The organism is Thalassobacterium sedimentorum (assembly GCF_031127905.1).
Classification (GTDB): Bacteria; Verrucomicrobiota; Verrucomicrobiia; order Opitutales; family Coraliomargaritaceae; genus Thalassobacterium; species Thalassobacterium sedimentorum.
In genome coordinates, this window is the sequence record NZ_JARXIC010000001.1 from 194,226 (window position 1) to 213,797 (window position 19,572).

Consider the following 19,572-nt stretch of genomic DNA (forward strand, 5'->3'; position numbering starts at 1 on the left):
AAGCATAAGATCCCATCGAGGGAATAAGAAGAACAAAATTCCATTGACATACACCTAGTATACTAGGAATACTTAGAGCTAATTTTCTCTAAGCTCACTCGCTCAGAGAAAATTAGCACATGCCCCAAATGGGACGGCACAAGCACCACAATTCGCCGTAGAGAATAGCCAGAGTACCGCCACACACCCCCAAGGGCAGATCCACAGGTAATTCGCCCTATTCATTCCCCAAAGCTTCACCCATGCTTGAATCAAACTTCCGCCTCATCGACATCATTGTATTAGTATGCTACTTCACCGCCATCGGCGGAATGGGCTATTACTTTTCACGCCGCCCCAAAACCACAGCCAATTACTTTCTCGGCGGCAACCACCTACCAGCATGGGCAATCGGCCTCTCAATGGTTGCCACGTCCATCAGTTCTGTAACCTTCATAGCGCTACCAGCTGCTGCCTATGCCCTCGACTGGCGACAGCTCGTCCCAAACATGGCAAACCCCATCATAGCCATACTCGCAATCTGGCTACTCATCCCTTTTTTTCGACGTACCGCACAAACATCGGCGTTTGAATATATCGAGAAGCGCTTCGGCTCAACCGCAAGACTATACACCGCCTTCATGTTTCTGGTCGGACAGTCCATCCGACTAGGCTCCATCCTCTACCTAATCGCCATTCCCATCAATTTAATCACGGGAGTACCCACTTTCTGGATCATGCTGATCACAGGAGGCTTTGTCGCTACATACACCATCATTGGCGGCATTGAAGCCGTCGTCTGGACAGATGTCGTTCAAGCCTTCGTTCTTTACTTCGGCGGCGCAGTCGCACTCTACGTGATGATTAGGCAAATTGATGGTGGTCTATTTGGAATGATAAACGCCGCCAATATCGATAACAAATTTAGCCTCGGGCCCACCCACTGGGCCCCCAGTGAGCGAACAATTTGGGCCCTAATCATCGTAGGGCTAACCCAATGGATATTCGGCTACTCAGCTGACCAAAACGTAATTCAACGCTACCTAGCCGCAAAAAACCTGCGCGAGGCTCGTAAGGCCACAATCTTATGCGCACTACTCAGCCTGCCCACATGGGCTTTTTTCTTCCTGCTGGGAACGGCACTCTATGTCTTCTATCAACAAAACCCAGAGCCAGTAATAACAGCCTTGCAGACAGATGCCATCTTTCCGCAATTCATACTTGACCATATTCCAGTTGGCCTCAGCGGCCTGGTCATTGCCGGCGTGCTATCCGCAGCGATGTCATCTCTAAGCTCAAGCTTAAACTCATTCTCCACAGTTGCGACTATCGACTTCCTAAAACCATATCTAATTAAAGACAAAAGCGACGAATTCTACGCATGGAGCGCAAGAGCACTGACTCTAGTTGCCGCAGCACTCATGTTCACAATCGCATTTGCGTTTACTTTTGCCGATAAAGAGAGCTTCTTCGACCTCTCAATGAAAATTACGGGGCTCATCGGAGGCGTCGTCGTTAGTTTTTTCGTATTAGGCTTCTTCGCTCCGATAGTACACAAGAAGCCATTATGGCAAGCGTTCACCATCGCGATTAGCTTCAACTTCTACCTACTTGCAGTCCAGCTAGACTGGATAAAAAGCCTACTCCCCTTCCACATTCACCCCTATTGGGTCATGGCCCTAGTCAATGCCTTAATGATCTCACTCGCCTTGATTTTTGCACTACTTCAACCAAGAAAAACACAAATCGAAGACGGTCTTACTATATTTTCAAGTGACAAAGCTCCGAATACAAAGCTTCCATAAAGAAAACAATCAGATTACAAAAATCCTCATTGTTGCCCGCCCCCCCCCCACTAGAACATCATTAAAACGCCAATGATATGCCAAAAATAAAGGTTTAATTGATCTCAGCTACTGCCCCCTCGTCCCACACATCATCATGACAGACAGTTTCGTCAACCTTACCAACTGGAGCCTTGAGTCAGCCCCAAGAGAATTAAATGAGCTAGAGTCATGCGCAGCGACAAAAACTTCAAAAAAATATGGCCCCGACTCCTCCCTAACGGAGGCCTCATCCACGAAACGCTAATTGATGAGGATATAATTGAAGCCCCCTTAATCGGCGAGAATTGCTTTAAGTCTGAATGGGTTGAAAAATTTGATTGGATTTACGTGACACACTTAAAACTCATGCTGATTTAATCGAGCCTGGATAAAATACAATCCGATGTCGTTCCCCCGGAAAAGTAAAGTTAAACTAAGAAAATTACTTGGCTCCCCCCCCTTCAATAATCCCCTCCTCATGAACACACCCCATCACATTAGTCACTGTCAACAGTCCTGCAAACGAGGTTTCGCGTTAGTTATCTCAATGATGCTAATGGGCTTCATTCTACTGCTTTGCATCTCAATCACCTCACTCGTACAAGTCGAAACACAATCTGCAAATAATCAAACAGAAACACAACAAGCACGACTGAACGCACTATTAGGTATCAACCTAGCCCTAGCTCAGCTACAATTATACACAGGAAATGACCAACGAGTCACCGCAAACGCGGAGATCCTAGAAGAACCAAACGACAACATCAAAATCGCCCATCCAAATTGGGTTGGCGTTTGGGCCACTGCAGACAGCAGCTTTACCCCACAAACGCTAGAACATTATTCAAATTCTGGAAGCAAAGATGCGCTAGGGATTGAAACAGCTGCCATAAGTTGGCTGGTCAGTGGCAACAATACATTGTCTACCACTTTTTTACCTAGCCAACAAATCAGCACAGATAGTGTCACCTTATTAGGTCCGGGATCAGCATCCACAGCAGAAGACTACGTAGAAGCCCCAATCGTAGAGTTCACATCAAGTCAGAATAAAATAAATAAATACGCCTTTTGGATCAGTGATGAAGGAGTCAAAGGTAACATTGCCTTTGAACAAGAGCCATCAGATCTCATCACTTTGGCAGAGTATCAAAATTACCCTCTAAAAAGTGGAAGCGCAGTACTTCAATCAGGTGACAACACAGAGGCTGCTCCAATATTTGGAGACATCAGCTTAATGTCCAACCGATTAGTCAGCCTCAGTCAGCTCGATAACTTAAGTACTCAAAACACTGTAAGCAAAGAGCTAGCCCACGACGTCACCACCCGCAGTCAAGGCGTGCTAGCAAATGTTCGGGATGGAGGACTACGTAAAGACTTGGCTGACTATATGCAACTACCGGATGGAGAAATGTTTACAGACCCTAAAGGCTATGTTGCGACACCTGATTGGCGTCAAATTAAGTCATATCTAAATCTAAGTGAAGACCTCACTGGCAATACAAATGGCGCACTCAGTATTACTGCCAGACCTTATTATCCCAATAACCACGAAGAGGATAAATATCAACAAGGCATTCATCCAGTACCAGTGCGCCTAGGCATTTACGTCGATGCCGCTTTTATCGAAAAAGGCACTGACCAATATGGCATAAACTTGTATTTCTTGCCAGTCATTGCCCTGTGGAATCCCTACGACGTCGCAATTAAACCCCAAAAATATTACCTTTCTCAGTGGGGTGGTGCCGGAAACCAAAAACTACAATTTGCCGTGGGTAAATGGGATGGTGGCAACAACTGGGAGCATAAGGCGATGCTACTGAACGACGGAGTCACTGAAGATGCAACTCCTCGTATCTATGGTATCGATAGTAGTCCCATTTTATACAATCAGGGCGCAAATGAGATACTAGTGATGCGCTTTATGATAGATGATGAGAACGGCTTAGAACCCGGAGAAACAAAAGTCTATACGGCCGAAGGCCTTAGCCTTTACCAGAATCATCAACTCAAGAATGTCTTAAAAGAAGGCTTTCGTCCCGGAGAGGGTTTCTATGTCGAATTAGCCCCTCCGTCTGGGTCCAGCTACGCGAGCCCTTACCTGTTTGAAACAGACGCCAGCGATCCGATTCAAGACTTAAGAATAGATTTAGGCGTAGAGCAACTATCGGGCACCAAAAATGCCGACTTCTTAAACGAATGGTGGTATTTTAGTGCAGAAGGAACGACTACGTTAATGACCATCGCTGGTTTAAATCGCGCTGGCTTAACTTACAGCATTCCCACTTCGGACGCGAGTTATGGCAGTAACACTTGGAATATCAACGAAGACGGTCGACCGAAGGCCTATTATCCGACAGTTCGTACAGCGAGCGATAACTCTGCCATGCCCTACGGAATTATCGAAGGAGAAAACGCGCAAAACAGCTTGGACGACTTCCCTGCATATGGCTTTTTATACGAACTTAAACAAGCGTATAACGATCAAAATTTCGATACACAACTTCGCCGCCGACGCTGGCTGGCTAACTTCAACCCACGGGCACCTAAATCACAACAATATGGCCCACTCGGCGGTAGTGTCGGTCAAATTAACCAAAATTACATCGGCCAGTTACGTGCACGTAGCTACGATACCAATGACAACCAATCGGATCTCTATTATTCGCCGACCATTATTGGAGAAGACAATCAAAACACATACTTTGGTTACTCCTCCCAATCAGGATCACAGCGAACAATTCTTTACAATCTCCCACGAAAAAACATTCCAGTATCTGGAGTTGGCAGCCTAATGAATGTTAACTTTGCCAGTACCTTCACACACAATACTGGCTTGCGAAATCCGGCGAATATGGTCCCTGCTTACGTGATCGGCAATTCGCTAGCTGATCCGCATTTACCAGATGGTGAAATTGAAATCGGTCATGCTTTTGATAAATTTTCGCATTTCGATTACTCCTACAAAATCAACAAACTGCTCTGGGACGACTATTTTTCCTCAACCGATTTATTTAACGGTAACGGACCACATGATCCTCGCTTCATATCCTATCCCAACAAGGATACAATTCCCAGCTACAATGAGGACGAGCGCCCTTATACACATGCAGCTGCAAAACTGATGCAGGCAGGAGCCTTTAACATTAATTCGACATCAGAGAAAGCCTGGCAAATGCTCCTGGCTTCAACCTTTGGCAGTGATGTTCAGAAAAGTGATGGCAGCATACAAGAACACGCGGACATGGCGAACTTCTTACGACAGAGCCTAGCCTTCGGAGAGGCCTTTAAAGGTAATAGTGAAGACGAGCAATCCGCCTATGACGGTTATCGTGTTCTCAGTTCCAAAGAGATTATTGAACTCAGCCAGGAGATTGTTAAGCAAATAAAAAGCCGAGGTCCTTTCACATCGGTTTCTGATTTTGTAAATCGCACAATAGACATCAAAGCACCTGATGAACATAAACGAATGGGAGCTCTACAAGCTGCGATCGACGCAACGCAGATTAATAAAGCCTTCGTCGAAGCGATCACATCCGACAGTTCTGACAATGAGCTCGATCCGCTATCGAACTATCCAAATACAGAAGCTCTCTACGGTAAAGTAGGTGCAAATGCACCTGGTTACCTTTCTCAAGCTGACTTACTCAATAAAATTGGTAATCGTCTGAGCGCTCGGTCAGACACTTTCGTCATCCGTGCCTACGGGGAGACAACAGATCTCAACGGAACGACCTCTGCGCGCGCTTATTGCGAAGCCGTGGTTCAACGTACTCCAAACTACATCAATGAAAGCCTGGATGAAGCAACCGCATTTCCACCATCGGATTCAGTTAATAAAGCTCAAGGCAGACGCTATACCATCCGCTCAATTCGCTGGATTCGTCCTGATGATGTCTAAGCTAATCTAATGTGCCACGCACCAGCACCCCCACCTCTTAATAATAAAAACTCCCCCGCAACGTAATGTCATTAATACAGCCATGGCGCTTAGCGCTTCTATTTATTCTTAGCCTGTCGTGCATCCAAGCCCAAGACAGTAGCACGACGCAAACGCGGTCTATTCGACTACAACTCTTCTATTGGCATGAATCCAACAGCGCCTTTATACTCACCGAGGATAATATCGACCAAAAGCGAGAAAAACGCTTTATTGAACCCATCCAATTCTGGTACAAACAGGGCCAAGAAATAAAACGCGTCCAAGTACGCCCGGGGCAACGCAGTTCTCTCATAACCATAGCAGTCCATGATAATATCGAATTCTATCGGGTCAATCCAATCGGATTAGAAACTATTCCGGATTCCGATATACTGCGCATTCCCGTAAATATTTCAATTCAACAGGGGCTAGTACTTGTCCGTGGACAGGGCAAAAGCGCTCGTGCAAACCTAATCGATGTATCCGATGCTCGAATACCCAAGGGAGCACTACGCGTCGTCAACTACACCTCGCGCGAAATCACAGCTAAAGTTGGAGCAAAGGTGATTCATGTCTCGCAAAGCGAATCGGCTATAGTCCGACAAAACACAAATAAGAATTCTTCGCTTAAACTCATGATCGCAGAATTAGAGCCCGAAACAGGTTGGGAAGTATTTTACTCAACAGTGCTCTCCATTGCACCCGAAAGACGTATGCTAGTAATGGTATATCCTAGTGCGGAGAACAGTGATAATCTAAAAGTAAAAATCCTCAACATCCCGGGATCATCTTAAGTAAAGTCTGCCAATACCGACAAAGGTCTATCCGCACTCCTTCAATCTCATCCCATGGAAACAGCAAAATCCTTTTTTAATGCACCCAATATAATCATCATTTTCGCCTACTTCGCGATCATGGTAATGATGGGGGTTTATTTCTCACGTAAAAACTCAGGTACCGAAGATTATTTCCTAGGGGGCAAAACTCTTCCAAGTTGGGCCATCGGACTCTCGATGGTAGCAACCTCTATGAGCTCAATTACTTTCTTGGCCATGCCAGCAGCAGCCTTTGCTTTGGACTGGCGAATGATAGTTCCAAGCTTCGCCTCCCCCATTGTTGCACTAATCGCCATGTGGATTTTCGTACCCTTCTTTCGCAAGAATGCTCAAGTCTCTGCGTATGAATATTTACATAAACGATATGGCAATGGTGTTAGACTCTACTCTTCGATTGTCTTCCTAATCATTCAAGCAGTACGCATGGGTGCCATCCTATACCTTTTAGTGATTCCGCTCAACCTCATTACTGGAATCGATCCATTATGGATTGTTTTGCTCACTGGGGGATCTGCAACGATCTACACTCTCCTAGGTGGAATGTCCGCTACTGTGTGGACGGATGTCATACAATCCTTCGTTCTTTATATCGGTGGATTTATCGCAATTGCAGTCATGGCTTACTTAGTCCCCGGAGGGCTAACGTCTTTGATTCAAACAGCCAATGAACATGGAAAATTTGGTTTAGGAGCAATGGAATGGGATCCTTCGCAACGTACCTTCTGGACAATGTTATCAATAGGAATCGTCGGAGCAACCGGAGGTTTCACGACTGACCAAAATGTAATTCAACGTTACCTGTCAGCGCGCAGTACCCGAGATGCCCGCAAGGCCACCTTTCTATGCGCGACCCTATCGCTACCGACCTGGGCACTCTTCTTCCTGATAGGATCCTGTCTATTTGCTTTTTACCAAATCCTGCCCGATCCAGCTCTTAACGAACTGCCCGTAGATGCGGTATTTCCATATTTCATCCTGAATAGCCTCCCTCCCGGCGTTTCAGGCCTCGTCATTGCAGGAATACTCTCAGCCGCGATGAGCACACTTAGTTCTGGCCTCAACTCTTTTGCTACAGTCATGGTCACCGACATATGGAAACCTTATTTATTAAAAGGTAAAACAGATCAATTCTACACAAAACTCGCACGCGGCTTCACAGCGCTGGCAGGAATATTAATGTTTATAGTTTCTTACGTGCTACTCCGTTCAGAGGGTGAAAGCATACTTGATTTCAACTACAAAGTCGCGGGACTGCTCTCTGGCGTTGTCGTTTGTTTTTACCTACTAGGATTTTTTGCACCACAGGTAAACCGCCGCATCATATGGCAGAGCTTCACGATATCCTTCGGACTAAATGTTTACTTAGTTTTGGTTGAATTAAAACTCATTCCAAACTTTCTCCACCTACATATTCATCCCTACTGGGTATATCCATTTGTGGTAGTGGTAATGATCGTGCTCAGCCTTGCCTTAGCTTACTTACAAAAATCTAAACCTGATAAAGAAGAAGAAGAAAGATAGCCAAAGAAGGATGCACGCATGTAAGTGGCACAATACAAATCAAAACTATATAAAGTAATTCAAATCCTTTCAATAATATGAACTATTATGATTAGAAAACTTAGACTCCTTGTAACTAATTCCAGCCTATTCCTCGGCAGTCTAGCGATTTCACACGCACAGGAATTTCGCAAACTCCCTCCACTAACTGTAGAACCAGATGTAACTCATGCCCTATCGCTGGGATTTACCGGACGCTCACTCATTCCATGGTTCGGTATCGATGAAGCTCCTGCCGTGCTCATCACCGGACATGGACCTTATTTCCCACAACGTGATCAAATCTACCGAGCCACTGGATATGACGGCACTGGCAAAGCCTTCGCCTTACCAGCCGACTATGCACTCTACGAACCCATGCCATTCGATGTGGAACACGCGGGCACTGGAGCCAAGATTGGTGGTGGCTACGCTCAAGCGATCCCCCGTGCGGATGGTCTTTTCGATTTGATTCGCTTCAGCAGTACAGGAGCACGCTACTATCGTAATACTGGAAATATCAGCACACCGAACTTTGCCGAACCTTACACGATCGAGATGAAGCAATCGATTAAACCAGGCAATAAATGGGTCGCAGATGTCAACGACGACGGCGTTGTCGACCTTTTAATCGGCGGCATGAACCATGACTCTGAAAAATTCAATCAATACCCTGATTGGCCTAAAGAAAAAGGTCCTTGGTCAGGCGACAAACACCCAAACATGGGCATCTTACCTGACACGGACATCCAACCTTTCCGTGGGTATGATATCGCAGGTAACTGGATGGGCAGTCCCGTACGTAAATATCTATGGTGGGCCAAAGGAAGCCTAAGCGACACAGGGGAACTTCAATTTGATGTATTCAAAAATGTCCGCTACGGTGAAACCGATTACAAGGTTCAGTGGCATGACTTTGGAACTCAACTCTCCCCCATTGTCATGTCGCTTGAAGGCCAGACTTACATTATTGTATTTTCTGGGCCACAGGAAGTATTAGCACTGCCCCTTCGCGGTGAAGACGAAAGCGGCGAACTGCGCACAGGTAAATCAGTCCCCTTACTCAAAAATGGGCAACGCACTATGAGTTCAGTAAACTTACCTTACGTGGTTGGTCTCGGTGATATGAACAATGATGGACACGATGACATTGTTGTCGGATCCGGTGCCAATGGACGCCTAACCGTACTGAGTGGCAAACGTATGGGAGAATTCGAAGAAATGGGCAACGTCTTCAGTAAAGGAGGTATCATTTCAGGCGACACGCTCTCAGTACCGGCTCGCGCCGACTGGGACAATGACGGCTACCCAGACATTGTTGTGGGAGACGGATCCGGGTTTTACTCCTTATGGCGTGGCTCAGAAGACCCACTGGTCTATCAGTCATCCGACTATCTGCGCACCGAATCTGGCGTCATTCGCCACCGTCCTGTCGACGGAAACTTACAAGGAGAGGTTGAAATGGCCTGGAGCTACACCCAACCTGAGCTCTTTGATTGGGATGGCGATGGATACATGGACTTAATCTCAAATGATAATGAAGCCAAACTATTCCTCTATCGCGGTAACGGTAGTGCCATAACCGCAGAGCGCGAGCGTTTTATGCTGGGCGAAAAACCATTACCAATCGCTTGGCGTAGTCGTCCTGCAGTTGTGAACGGACAATACAAGCTGGCGGGAGACAATCGCAATTGCCTCTTGTTGATGACATGGGACAATAAACTCGCTTATGCAGTGCCTGATAGCAATGGGAGTCTCAACTTCGAAAAGGTCATTGATCTGAATTATGAAAATGGGGCTCCCATCATTCTCTGTGGACCAGCAGGTTTATCAGGTCGGCTCAAATTTGCAGCCGTCGACTGGGACGAAGACGGCGTATGGGATATCGTTACGGGAGTGCAACGTGCACTGCAAAAATACTTTCGTGCACCTGGAACAGAGTCGCCCAGCTCAGCTCCTTACTGGCTTCGCAATATTGGTACGAATGATCAGCCTATTTTCGAGCCGGCACGCATGATCACTTTTAAGGACGGAACCCCCATACGAGTCAAAGGCCACGAGTTCAGCGTATACCCAACTGATTTAAACAAAGATGGTCACCTCGACATAATCTTCGGCGAGGACGAAGGTTTCGTCTTTTACCTAATGCGAGATCAACTCGCTTGGGATGAAGATATCAGCGCAACTAAACAGATGATGAATGCTGAAGTCCAGGCACACCAGAATGCAGCAAATCTGGAGCCTGGTATACTCGTTGCAGAAGACTGGAACTACCCGAATCAAATATCAATCGAATCGAATAAGCTCAATCGTGGTCAGGGTTGGAGTGCTCCATGGAATATCCATGCTCCCACAGCAAAGATCACAAACGATTATGTAAATACGCCGAATGTTTTTTCAACTCGCAGCAGTGGCAATTTCATCCGTATGCTTGGAGATGGCAAACAAACAGCCAGCATTGAGCGCATGCTGGCTCAGCCCTTCAACTTGGAACAAGAGGTCCCCACGACCTTGATTTATCAGATCGACTGGCAGCGGACCGACCACTCAGACAATGATGGCAACGAAGGTGTAAAACTGTTGGGATTGTCCACACTACAAGGTAAGACCCTGATTGCGATCGAAATTAATTCCGCAGAAGAACTAGAAATACGCATCGACAATAGTACCACTAAAACCGATGGAAAACTCAGCTTCGTTGGAGCTTGGACATTGCGTGCAGAAATTGATCTCAACTCTGAAGGAAAAGCGATAGAGGTGCGCGCAATCGTAGCTGAAGAAGTTTTACCGAAGCATATCAACGATGAAGACTGGAGCTTAAAAGCAACAGGCAAGGTGGATGGTATCATCAGTGCACTCACCTTAAGCGTAGGTAAGTACGCCGGGTTCGTTGATTTTGAAAATCTTCAACTTTCCGTAAAGTGAACCTGAGGACTCACGAAAGTATGTGCAATCAGAAGAGCGAAGTATCCCAACCACCAGCGCAGCCCCCCTCATCCATACAGCTAGATGAGATTTATCGCTTCGACGACGAAGGTGGTGCAATCGACATCCTACAGCCCGATCTACCTGCCCCATGGATTAACTACCTATCCAACGGCACCCTACATGCTTTCGTGTCACAAGCAGGAGGTGGCTTTACTTGGCGCAAGAGTCCCGTAACCGGACGTTTGACCCGCTATAGGATGCAGAACTTACCGGTCGACTCACCAGGATTCTACATTTATCTGCGCCATGTCGATGGAAGCACTTGGTCCCCAACTTTTCGCCCTTGTGAAGTAAGACCCGACAGTTGGAGCGCACGCCACGAACCGGGACTCACACGCTTTCGTGCGGAATACAAGGGACTTGAAGCAGTGTTAACACTCTTTGTGGCTCCCAACAGCGACACATTAATCTGGGACCTTGAACTCACAGCTCACTCAGAAGACAGCATCGAAGTCGATGTATTTGCTTATGTTGAACTCTCACAGATGATGTGGCAACGCGAGCAATTCCATGGTTACTACTGGCGACACATGCTCAATGTGTGGTGGGATCCAAAGCTACAAACTCTTATTTACCTGGATCACAATCAATTCCATCCCAAGATCGACGAAGTTCCACTAGTTTACTTTGCATCAGACAAAGCGGTAGATTCTTATTCCGGTGATCGCGATGCCTTCATAGGCAGTTATCGAACAGAGCGTACCCCACAAGCGATCGAACGTGGTCACTGCGGGAACGAAGAACTCTCCACGGGCGAAGCTTGCGGCGCACTGCATCGTAAACTCATCCTCTCACCTGGAAAAACAAATCGTCTAAGCTTCTACTTAGGTACGATCACCGGCGCCCTTGTCGATTTCAAGACTGCGAAAAAAGAAGTCGAAATACAGTTAGAAAAGCTTCGACAACCTGACAGGATAATCAAAGAACTCACAGTCTTAAAGGATTGGTGGTCTGAGCATCTATCACATTTCAAATGCGAACTCCCGGATGCCGATGCACAGCGCCAAATCAACCTGTGGGGCCCCGTTAACTGTGTACAAACCGCACGTTACTCACGTTCTGTTAATGCCAACGCCCCCGGCATCCGTGGCATCGGCTTCCGCGACTCTTGCCAAGACATGCTGGCCATGGTTTCGAGAAAACCTAATTGGGCCCGCGAACTCTTTCTTAAATTGCTATCCAAGCAATACCAAGACGGTCATACCGTGCACATGATCCCACTCGATGAAACTGCGATGCCGGGGATCAATACCCACAGTGACAACCACCTCTGGCTCCCCTTCCTCGCATACGCAATATTAGCTGAAACTGGAGACCGGGTATTCTTTGAAAAAACAGTTCCTTGGCTCGCAAAAGATCACCTACACACCGAGGGTGAAGCAACAGTCTGGCAGCACCTCTTAGCAGCGGTTAAGTTCACCCAGAATAACCGTGGCACACATGGACTACCGCTCACGCTAGCTGGTGACTGGAATGACATCATCGGACGATTCTCCACCCGGGGCTTGGGCGAATCCATCTTTGCGGGGCAACAGTATGTATTAGCTCTACAATACATGATAGAGATGGCAGAATATCTAAACGATAACACTTCGCTCACATGGCTACAGAATTGCCGTCAAGAACAAGAAAGAAGCATCGCCGAACACGGTTGGGATGGTGCGTGGTGGCGACGCGGATACGATGACGATGGCAAAGCAATCGGAAGTCACAACTGCACTTACGGTAAATTATTTCTCAATCCACAAAGTTGGAGCGTGCTCAGCAACACCGGTTCTCGTTCACAACAAGAAGCGTCGATGCAGACCGTATATGAACAGCTGAATACTCCAATGGGCGTCAAGAAGCTCACCCCAGGCTTTCCAACTTGGCCAGAAGACCAAGATCCATTCACCGGATACGGGCCGGGCTGCGGAGAAAACGGGGCTGTATTCTGCCATGCACACGCTTGGGCGGTAATCGCGGAAGCCTCGCTGGGAAACAGCGAACGCGCATGGCTCTATTATCGCGAACTCATGCCACATCTGGCCTTAAAAACAGCAGGACTAGAGCGCTACCAAGGAGAACCTTACGCTTGGGCCAGCAATATTGTGGGCCCAGAGAACGCCCGATCTGGCTGGGCCAACGTCACTCATATTAGCGGCACCGCCGCTTGGATGGATGTGGCAGCGACCCAATACTTGCTCGGAGTCCGGCCTGAACTAGAAGGCTTACGACTTGCCCCCTGCGTTCCCGCAGACTGGAAAAATTTTACAGTACAACGAATCCTACGTGACTGTAAATTGACAATCAATTTCACCCTCAACTCACCAAAACCCATTCATAAGTATCTAATCAGAGTCGACGGAGAAGAACTCTCAAGCGACGTAGAAAACTTGATCCCATATAACTTCTTCCCGGCAAAATCATCTAGAACTCTCGATGTATTTGTAAAATGAACGAGACATATCATGGCAGACAAAAAAGTACAAAAACGGATATACACACTCTTACTCCTGCTGTTGCCTATTGGTATTCACGCAGCTCAACCAAATTTTATTATCATCGTCGCCGATGATATGTCTTGGACCGACTCAGGTGCCTATGGTCATCCAACCATAAAAACACCCAATATTGACCAAATGGCATTAGATGGCATGCGTTTCGACCAAGCCTTTCTAACAACTAGTTCGTGTAGCCCTAGCCGTGCATCGATAATGACTGGACGTTACCCACATAATACAGGAGCCCCAGAGCTACATTCCGAAATGCCTGCCACCCAGGTCATGCTAACGAAAGTTCTCAAAGAAGCAGGCTATTATACAGCCTCTGTCGGGAAATGGCATTTAGGTGAAAATGTCAGAGATCAATTTGACCTGATAATTGAAGACAAAGAAGGTGCTGGTACCCAACAGTGGATAAAAACACTACAAGAACGCCCCGCAAATCAGCCTTTTTTTCTGTGGCTGGCTTCAAACGACCCTCACAGAGTTTACTCTCCAGAAAAAATCAAACAAAGCAACTCCCCCTCGATGGTTGTGGTCCCTCCACACTATCCTGATACCGCAGAGGTACGAAAAGATCTTGCGAATTACTATAATGAAATATCACGCCTAGACCACGACCTAGGACGCGTGCGTGCAGAAGTGGCTGCTCAGGGCATTACTAAAAATACATTCATTCTTTTTCTCTCAGATAACGGAAGACCCTTCCCTGCAAGTAAAACTCGGCTAACCGACGAAGGCATCAGGACTCCATTTATCATTACCTATCCACAGCGAGTACAATCCAACACAACTACCTCAAGTTTGATCAGTACAATCGACATCTTTCCTACCATTGCAGACATCGCAAATATTCCAATTCCAAGCACAGTATCTGGAAAAAGCTTCCTTGCCGTGCTAGAGAATCCGCAAAACAGTATTCGAAACCGTATTTACGCAGAGCACAATTGGCACGATTACCAGGCTTATGAAAGAGCAGTGCGCAATGAACGCTATACCTACATACGAAACGCACTGCCAGAACTAGCAGCCACCCCCCCAGCTGATGCCGTAGGCTCACCAACTTACCAAGCCATGCGTAAACTACGCGATGCAGGTGAGCTGACTGCACTCCAAATGGACTCCTTTACTCAACCACGCGCTGTCGATTTCCTATATGACAATATCATGGATCCTTATTCGACCGTAAACTTAGCCAATAAAACTGAATATCAATCCATATTAAAGACTCTAAGCGCAGATCTCGATAAGTGGATCCAAAGCACCAATGATGTAATGCCTAAAGAACTTACACCAGACCTCTTCGACCGCGAAACTGGAAGAATGTTACCAATTCATCGAAATTATATGAAATAAGTAAATATTCCTTGAAATCCTGAGTCGCAAACGTATACTAATAAAACACTAATTAGTGCAAGCACCTGTTCCACTGTTAAATCCTCCATATACAAACTCCAGTATGATGAAAAACACCCCAATCACAATCACAGCTCTATCATGTATACTAACCATGGTGTCACACGCCGACTTAATTGTCTCAGAAACATTTAACTACACCATAGACGAATCCGTAGACGGAAAGAATGGCGGAACTGGATGGAGTGGAGCATGGAATGCGGGAAGCGGAGGGGTTTCACCGACGACAGATTACAATATTAGCGCTCCCACTGGATATTCCGGCAGCAGCAGCCCCGTTCTACGCATAGCTTCGGACGGAAACGGCACACTCAGCGTCAATCGCAATCTAGCCACAGGAATTAACATGAGCCCAAGCAGTGAAACTAGCTTATACTTTAGCTTTCTCTGGGCTCGCACCGACACCAATGCAACAAATGGATCAGAAGCAGCTCAATTCACATTTCAAACAACTTCGGGAACGCCACTAGCTAAGGTTGGTATTAACGGTAACGAACAAATATTTGCGGGGTTTGACTCAACAACTTCTGACGCGTCTCAGACACTTTCAGTTACGAATAACACCACCACCACAGGGAACTATTTACTAGTAGGAAAAATTTTACTAAATCAAGATGGCACCGACGACGAGCTTTACCTCAGCGTTTTCGATAGCTCAGCAAGCATCACTGGCGAGCCCACATCTTGGGACCTGTCTACAGCAGACGACATCAGCGGCACTATCGGCAGAATCAATCTAAGCTCTCAAAGATTTGCCCAAAGCACCTACTGGGACAATATTAGCATTGGAACTAGCTTTGCAGATGTCACTAATATCCCTGAACCATCCGTATTTGCTTTGACTATGGGAGTCGGCGCCCTATGCATAATGGGTAGCCGGCGTAAACGTAGCTACACTGAATAGAAGCGTATTGGCTTAGTGGTTGATTACAGCGAAGGAATCACTGATACTTTAAATAACATGAGGCTCTCCTGGCGGGGGCCTTTTTTTTTTTTTGAATTATAGATGAAAAGTAATACCAATTTGCATAAAGTTTGAAGCTAATCGAGATATTCTTCACAACTTCGGTTATCATACCACTTCTAAGAATATATGATCTATAAGCTTGGCCTTAGCGTAACCTCGAAACTTTGTTTCGGGGAGGGATTAACATCACCCCGGTTCCGAAAACCGAGGATACAAAAGATATATTTATTAGGACCAAACTTTTTTCGAATTGGTATAAAATAACAGCGATCAGCGCTACTGTATAATTGGCTCAATAACCGGTAATATCCTGCTGCAGATCGAGCATGACATCTAGTGTGCTAGAATCAACTAAACCTACAGATGGGTCCATTTTCGCCGCCGCTTTAATCAGCTCTCGGTCCTGATACACCGCGCCCTTAGCAAGCATGACATGCGTATCAGAAATTTGCCGGCAAATAGTCGCCACTTTCTCAGGCAGATGCCCCACCGCAACACCTTGAATAAGACCCTCCACAATCCTAGCGGGAACCTCAACAATGTGCGACTCAGGTAAATTCGAAACATATCCACGATTCTGTAGATTCAGCATATCCATATGGAGCGTAGCCTTCAATTCTCTCGCTTTGATGAGTTTAATCGGTTTTTCCCACGCATGAGCAGGTCCGTTCTGCCGCCAATCCACCCGTCCTCGCGCGATCGCTGAAAGCAAGTCCACACGAGCTTGCCTGACCTGCTCACTTCCATGAAAGGGAGCAACATCAAGAGTGAAGTGATTGCGCACCTTTTGCTTCGAGAGGTAATCACACATATGTGATGCGCCCGAGACACCAATGGCCTCATACTCCTCGAAGAGATAGCGCAAATCTGGATCCGCCTGACTCGTTCTAGTATAATCAATTATACCAGGCATTAAATCCTCCTGGGTTCGACGATCATGTATAGACAAAAGCCAAGCGAAGTGATTCAACCCCGCAGTCACAACATCAATCTCATCAACACGGCGCCCTACTGTCTGCGCCAATAATTCATAACCAGTAGCCCCTTGATGTGCTGCATTACAAAAGCCATAACAAGCGATTTTAGTGAAGGCATTCACCGCGAAAGTAACACGAGGCAGAGGATTTGTCACATTAAGCAACAGGGCATCGGGGCAGTATATTTCCATACTGCGGGCAATATCCATCAGCAAATGAATCGATCTTAATGCATACATTAATCCACTCAAGCCACCACATTCACCGGAATAGCCCTGATCGAGCTTCCGCTCTTTTAAAAAATGATAGTCCATCAACCAACGTCGATGCCCCTGAATCGCAGCACAAGAGATCACATAATCGGCCCCTGGCAATACTTGCTGCCAGTCCATCGATGTCTCTATCATTACGCTACGGCCTTCGTCCAGCGCCAAACGCTCGGCATAAGACTTCATTAGCTCCAAATTGTTGGAATCTAAATCGACCAATGCAAGCGTGCAGCCTTCAGTGTCTATTTCGGTCATAAAGTCCATGATGACGCCTGGTGCGAATACATGGCTCCCCACTCCTATAATTACTATTTTCATATTCAATTTTCGGTATATTTTATCATGGTACCGTAAATTTGCGTTCACAATTTAACCTGGTATAATCGTGCACATTCCCCCCTCACACAAAGCTCCCTTTCCTCTCCCGATTCAGCAACTGGCCATGCCAATTCTGACAACGGGAGGCTTTCATCAATTTACTTGCTCCATATCTTCACAGCGCCGCAGCATTTCCGACTGGCATCTAATCTATATGACTAGCAAACGTTGCACCTGGATCATAAACGATTCAACTGAACTGGATTTAACTGGAGGCAGTATTGCAATCATCCCCCCCAATACAGTGATTCAAGGACGCCATGGATTTGATGAGCCCAATAGTCATTATTGGTTTGATTTGAATTTCGAAGCTGAAAAAGCCACGCAGCACACCTCCTTTGATAAGAATTTTCTGGAAAACGCTGCACACACTTTCCAAGAGGTGCAGCTCCAGAATATACAAATGCAAAGTGAATTTATCCAACTAATGGACACATTCAAAAGAGTTCACTTCAGCGCTACAAAAATAGACCTGATATGCTTAATAGAGTTACGCTCATTGTTTTGCTTAATCTTAGTAAAACTATTACAACAAATCAGACAAGAACCTGCCAGTGAATCCTCTAAGTATATCTTTCAAAAAGTCATCAATTATTTCTATGAGCACTTTGATCAATCGATCCAGCTGCAAGACTTAACACGTGTCACAAATGTTTCTAGCCAAACGCTGAATCGAATTTGCAAAAAAGAAACAGGCTGTACACCAGCAGACTACTTACTCAAGCTGCGGCTAGCAAAGTCAAAAGAACTACTCAAACTCACGTCAAAAAGCATTCTAGATATCGGTTTGGACTGCGGCTTTAGTTCAAGTCAATATTTTGCTCGCAGATTCAAGCAACAATATGGCTTATCTCCGAGGGCATACAGAAAACATTCAGACTAATCCACATTTAGTTACAATCGATCAAACAAACCTTTTTCGATTAATTCAGTCAGGTCGAGACTGAATCAACAGCTGAGCTTAGTCATCACTGAGCGTCCACATAACGTCGTACAAAAGGCTCAATGCTTTCTGCCCAGATCTCGTGAGCTCGACGAGTCGGATGTAATTCATCATAAAAATAGAGCTCATTTGCCTCAGTCGCAACCGATGCGTTAACACCTGTAGTTACCTCCGAAAGCGATAAAGTAAGCCCCTCCAAGGAGTTGGCCCCGAAACTAACTACTTGTTGACCATTCACATCGCGGAAGAATAAAAAACTTAAGTGCTCATAGGCCCCCGCTACCAGATCCACTCGAGAGAAAAGCAAACTGAAATACAGTGTCGTTTCACGCGCAGGGTTCAGCGTAAAGGACGAATCCAGACTTCGTCGAACTTCCGCAGTTCGTACGACAGGAACAAGACGCAAACTGTTTAAACGCACCGCTTTTCCGCCATTCGACATTGGAGCAAGCGCTTCAGCTTCGATCGTTGCAGCGGCATCCCCACCGACCGCCCAAGCACCATTCCACCCAAAGCCACCATTCTGCCCCGAAATCGGCCCCAAGGGATAATTAAAATCGTCCTGTAACAGAACCACAGCAAACACACATACTGGAAGTGAGCAAAATAGACACACGCCTGACACAATTTTATAGATTTTTGTCATAATAAATAAATTTAAATTTCATTTCACATCTAGCGTAGAATCTTATACAATTGAAATAGTGTATTAATAATATACCAACTGACAATGGTAACTTCATATAAAATGATTCATTCAAAACAGGCGTAATTCGGCGAAAACAATTATTTATGCTTAAAACATCACAACGACTCCATGAACAGGACCCCGTCCTATCCCTAGCCAGGCTGCACCCATACCTATTAGAAGATGACAATAATTTTCCATTTGTGCTAGTGATTCCCGGAGGTGGCTACGAAGGTATCAGTTGCCAAGAAAGTGCGCCCGTCGCAGGATGGCTCAATTCAATGGGAATCTCAGCAGCCGTGCTGGAATATTCAGTCAGCTCCAAAGAAGGAGTCGACATCTACCCACGACCACAATAACAAGC

At 46.2% G+C, this 19,572-nt stretch carries 12 protein-coding genes; 10 read left to right on the plus strand and 2 right to left on the minus strand.

Features of this window, described 5'->3' with window-relative positions; translation table 11 throughout:
* Window positions 1-242 precede the first annotated feature (242 nt).
* The 8 genes from QEH59_RS00665 (at window position 243) to QEH59_RS00700 (ending at window position 15,890) form a co-directional block, all read left to right on the plus strand.
* Window positions 243-1,784, plus strand: a complete 1,542-nt coding sequence (locus QEH59_RS00665; RefSeq protein WP_308983426.1) for a sodium:solute symporter family transporter — start codon at window positions 243-245, stop codon at window positions 1,782-1,784.
* 499 nt (window positions 1,785-2,283) lie between these two features.
* Window positions 2,284-5,703: a hypothetical protein gene (locus tag QEH59_RS00670; RefSeq protein ID WP_308983427.1), complete on the plus strand. Its 3,420-nt coding sequence runs from the start codon at window positions 2,284-2,286 to the stop codon at window positions 5,701-5,703.
* Window positions 5,704-5,768: 65 nt separating this feature from the next.
* A complete protein-coding gene (locus QEH59_RS00675) occupies window positions 5,769-6,518 on the plus strand; it encodes a hypothetical protein (protein WP_308983428.1) in 750 nt (249 codons plus the stop codon).
* Between the two features lie 54 nt (window positions 6,519-6,572).
* Window positions 6,573-8,081 carry a sodium:solute symporter family protein gene (locus tag QEH59_RS00680; protein ID WP_308983429.1) on the plus strand — a complete coding sequence of 503 codons (1,509 nt, stop codon included), beginning with the start codon at window positions 6,573-6,575 and terminating at the stop codon, window positions 8,079-8,081.
* A gap of 87 nt (window positions 8,082-8,168) precedes the next feature.
* A complete protein-coding gene (locus QEH59_RS00685) occupies window positions 8,169-11,024 on the plus strand; it encodes an FG-GAP repeat domain-containing protein (protein WP_308983430.1) in 2,856 nt (951 codons plus the stop codon).
* Window positions 11,025-11,044: 20 nt separating this feature from the next.
* Window positions 11,045-13,525: a GH36-type glycosyl hydrolase domain-containing protein gene (locus tag QEH59_RS00690; RefSeq protein ID WP_308983431.1), complete on the plus strand. Its 2,481-nt coding sequence runs from the start codon at window positions 11,045-11,047 to the stop codon at window positions 13,523-13,525.
* A 12-nt stretch (window positions 13,526-13,537) separates the two neighbouring features.
* Complete coding sequence (locus QEH59_RS00695; RefSeq protein WP_308983432.1) at window positions 13,538-14,926, plus strand: sulfatase family protein; 1,389 nt, start codon at window positions 13,538-13,540, stop codon at window positions 14,924-14,926.
* Between the two features lie 103 nt (window positions 14,927-15,029).
* Window positions 15,030-15,890 (plus strand): hypothetical protein, encoded by an 861-nt coding sequence (locus tag QEH59_RS00700; protein ID WP_308983433.1) that lies wholly within the window; start codon window positions 15,030-15,032, stop codon window positions 15,888-15,890.
* 355 nt (window positions 15,891-16,245) lie between these two features.
* On the opposite strand, the gene QEH59_RS00705 is transcribed toward QEH59_RS00700, so the two are convergent.
* Window positions 16,246-17,517 (minus strand): family 4 glycosyl hydrolase, encoded by a 1,272-nt coding sequence (locus tag QEH59_RS00705; RefSeq protein ID WP_308983434.1) that lies wholly within the window; start codon window positions 17,515-17,517, stop codon window positions 16,246-16,248.
* A 214-nt stretch (window positions 17,518-17,731) separates the two neighbouring features.
* Here QEH59_RS00705 and QEH59_RS00710 point away from each other — a divergent pair, with 214 nt between their 5' ends.
* Window positions 17,732-18,460 carry an AraC family transcriptional regulator gene (locus tag QEH59_RS00710; protein ID WP_345785314.1) on the plus strand — a complete coding sequence of 243 codons (729 nt, stop codon included), beginning with the start codon at window positions 17,732-17,734 and terminating at the stop codon, window positions 18,458-18,460.
* A gap of 85 nt (window positions 18,461-18,545) precedes the next feature.
* Here the strand turns inward: QEH59_RS00710 and QEH59_RS00715 are convergent, their stop codons facing one another.
* Window positions 18,546-19,166 carry an SGNH/GDSL hydrolase family protein gene (locus QEH59_RS00715; RefSeq protein WP_308983436.1) on the minus strand — a complete coding sequence of 207 codons (621 nt, stop codon included), beginning with the start codon at window positions 19,164-19,166 and terminating at the stop codon, window positions 18,546-18,548.
* A gap of 146 nt (window positions 19,167-19,312) precedes the next feature.
* On the opposite strand from QEH59_RS00715, the gene QEH59_RS00720 reads away from it, so the two are divergent.
* Complete coding sequence (locus QEH59_RS00720; protein ID WP_308983437.1) at window positions 19,313-19,567, plus strand: alpha/beta hydrolase family protein; 255 nt, start codon at window positions 19,313-19,315, stop codon at window positions 19,565-19,567.
* The last annotated feature ends 5 nt before the right edge of the window (window positions 19,568-19,572 follow it).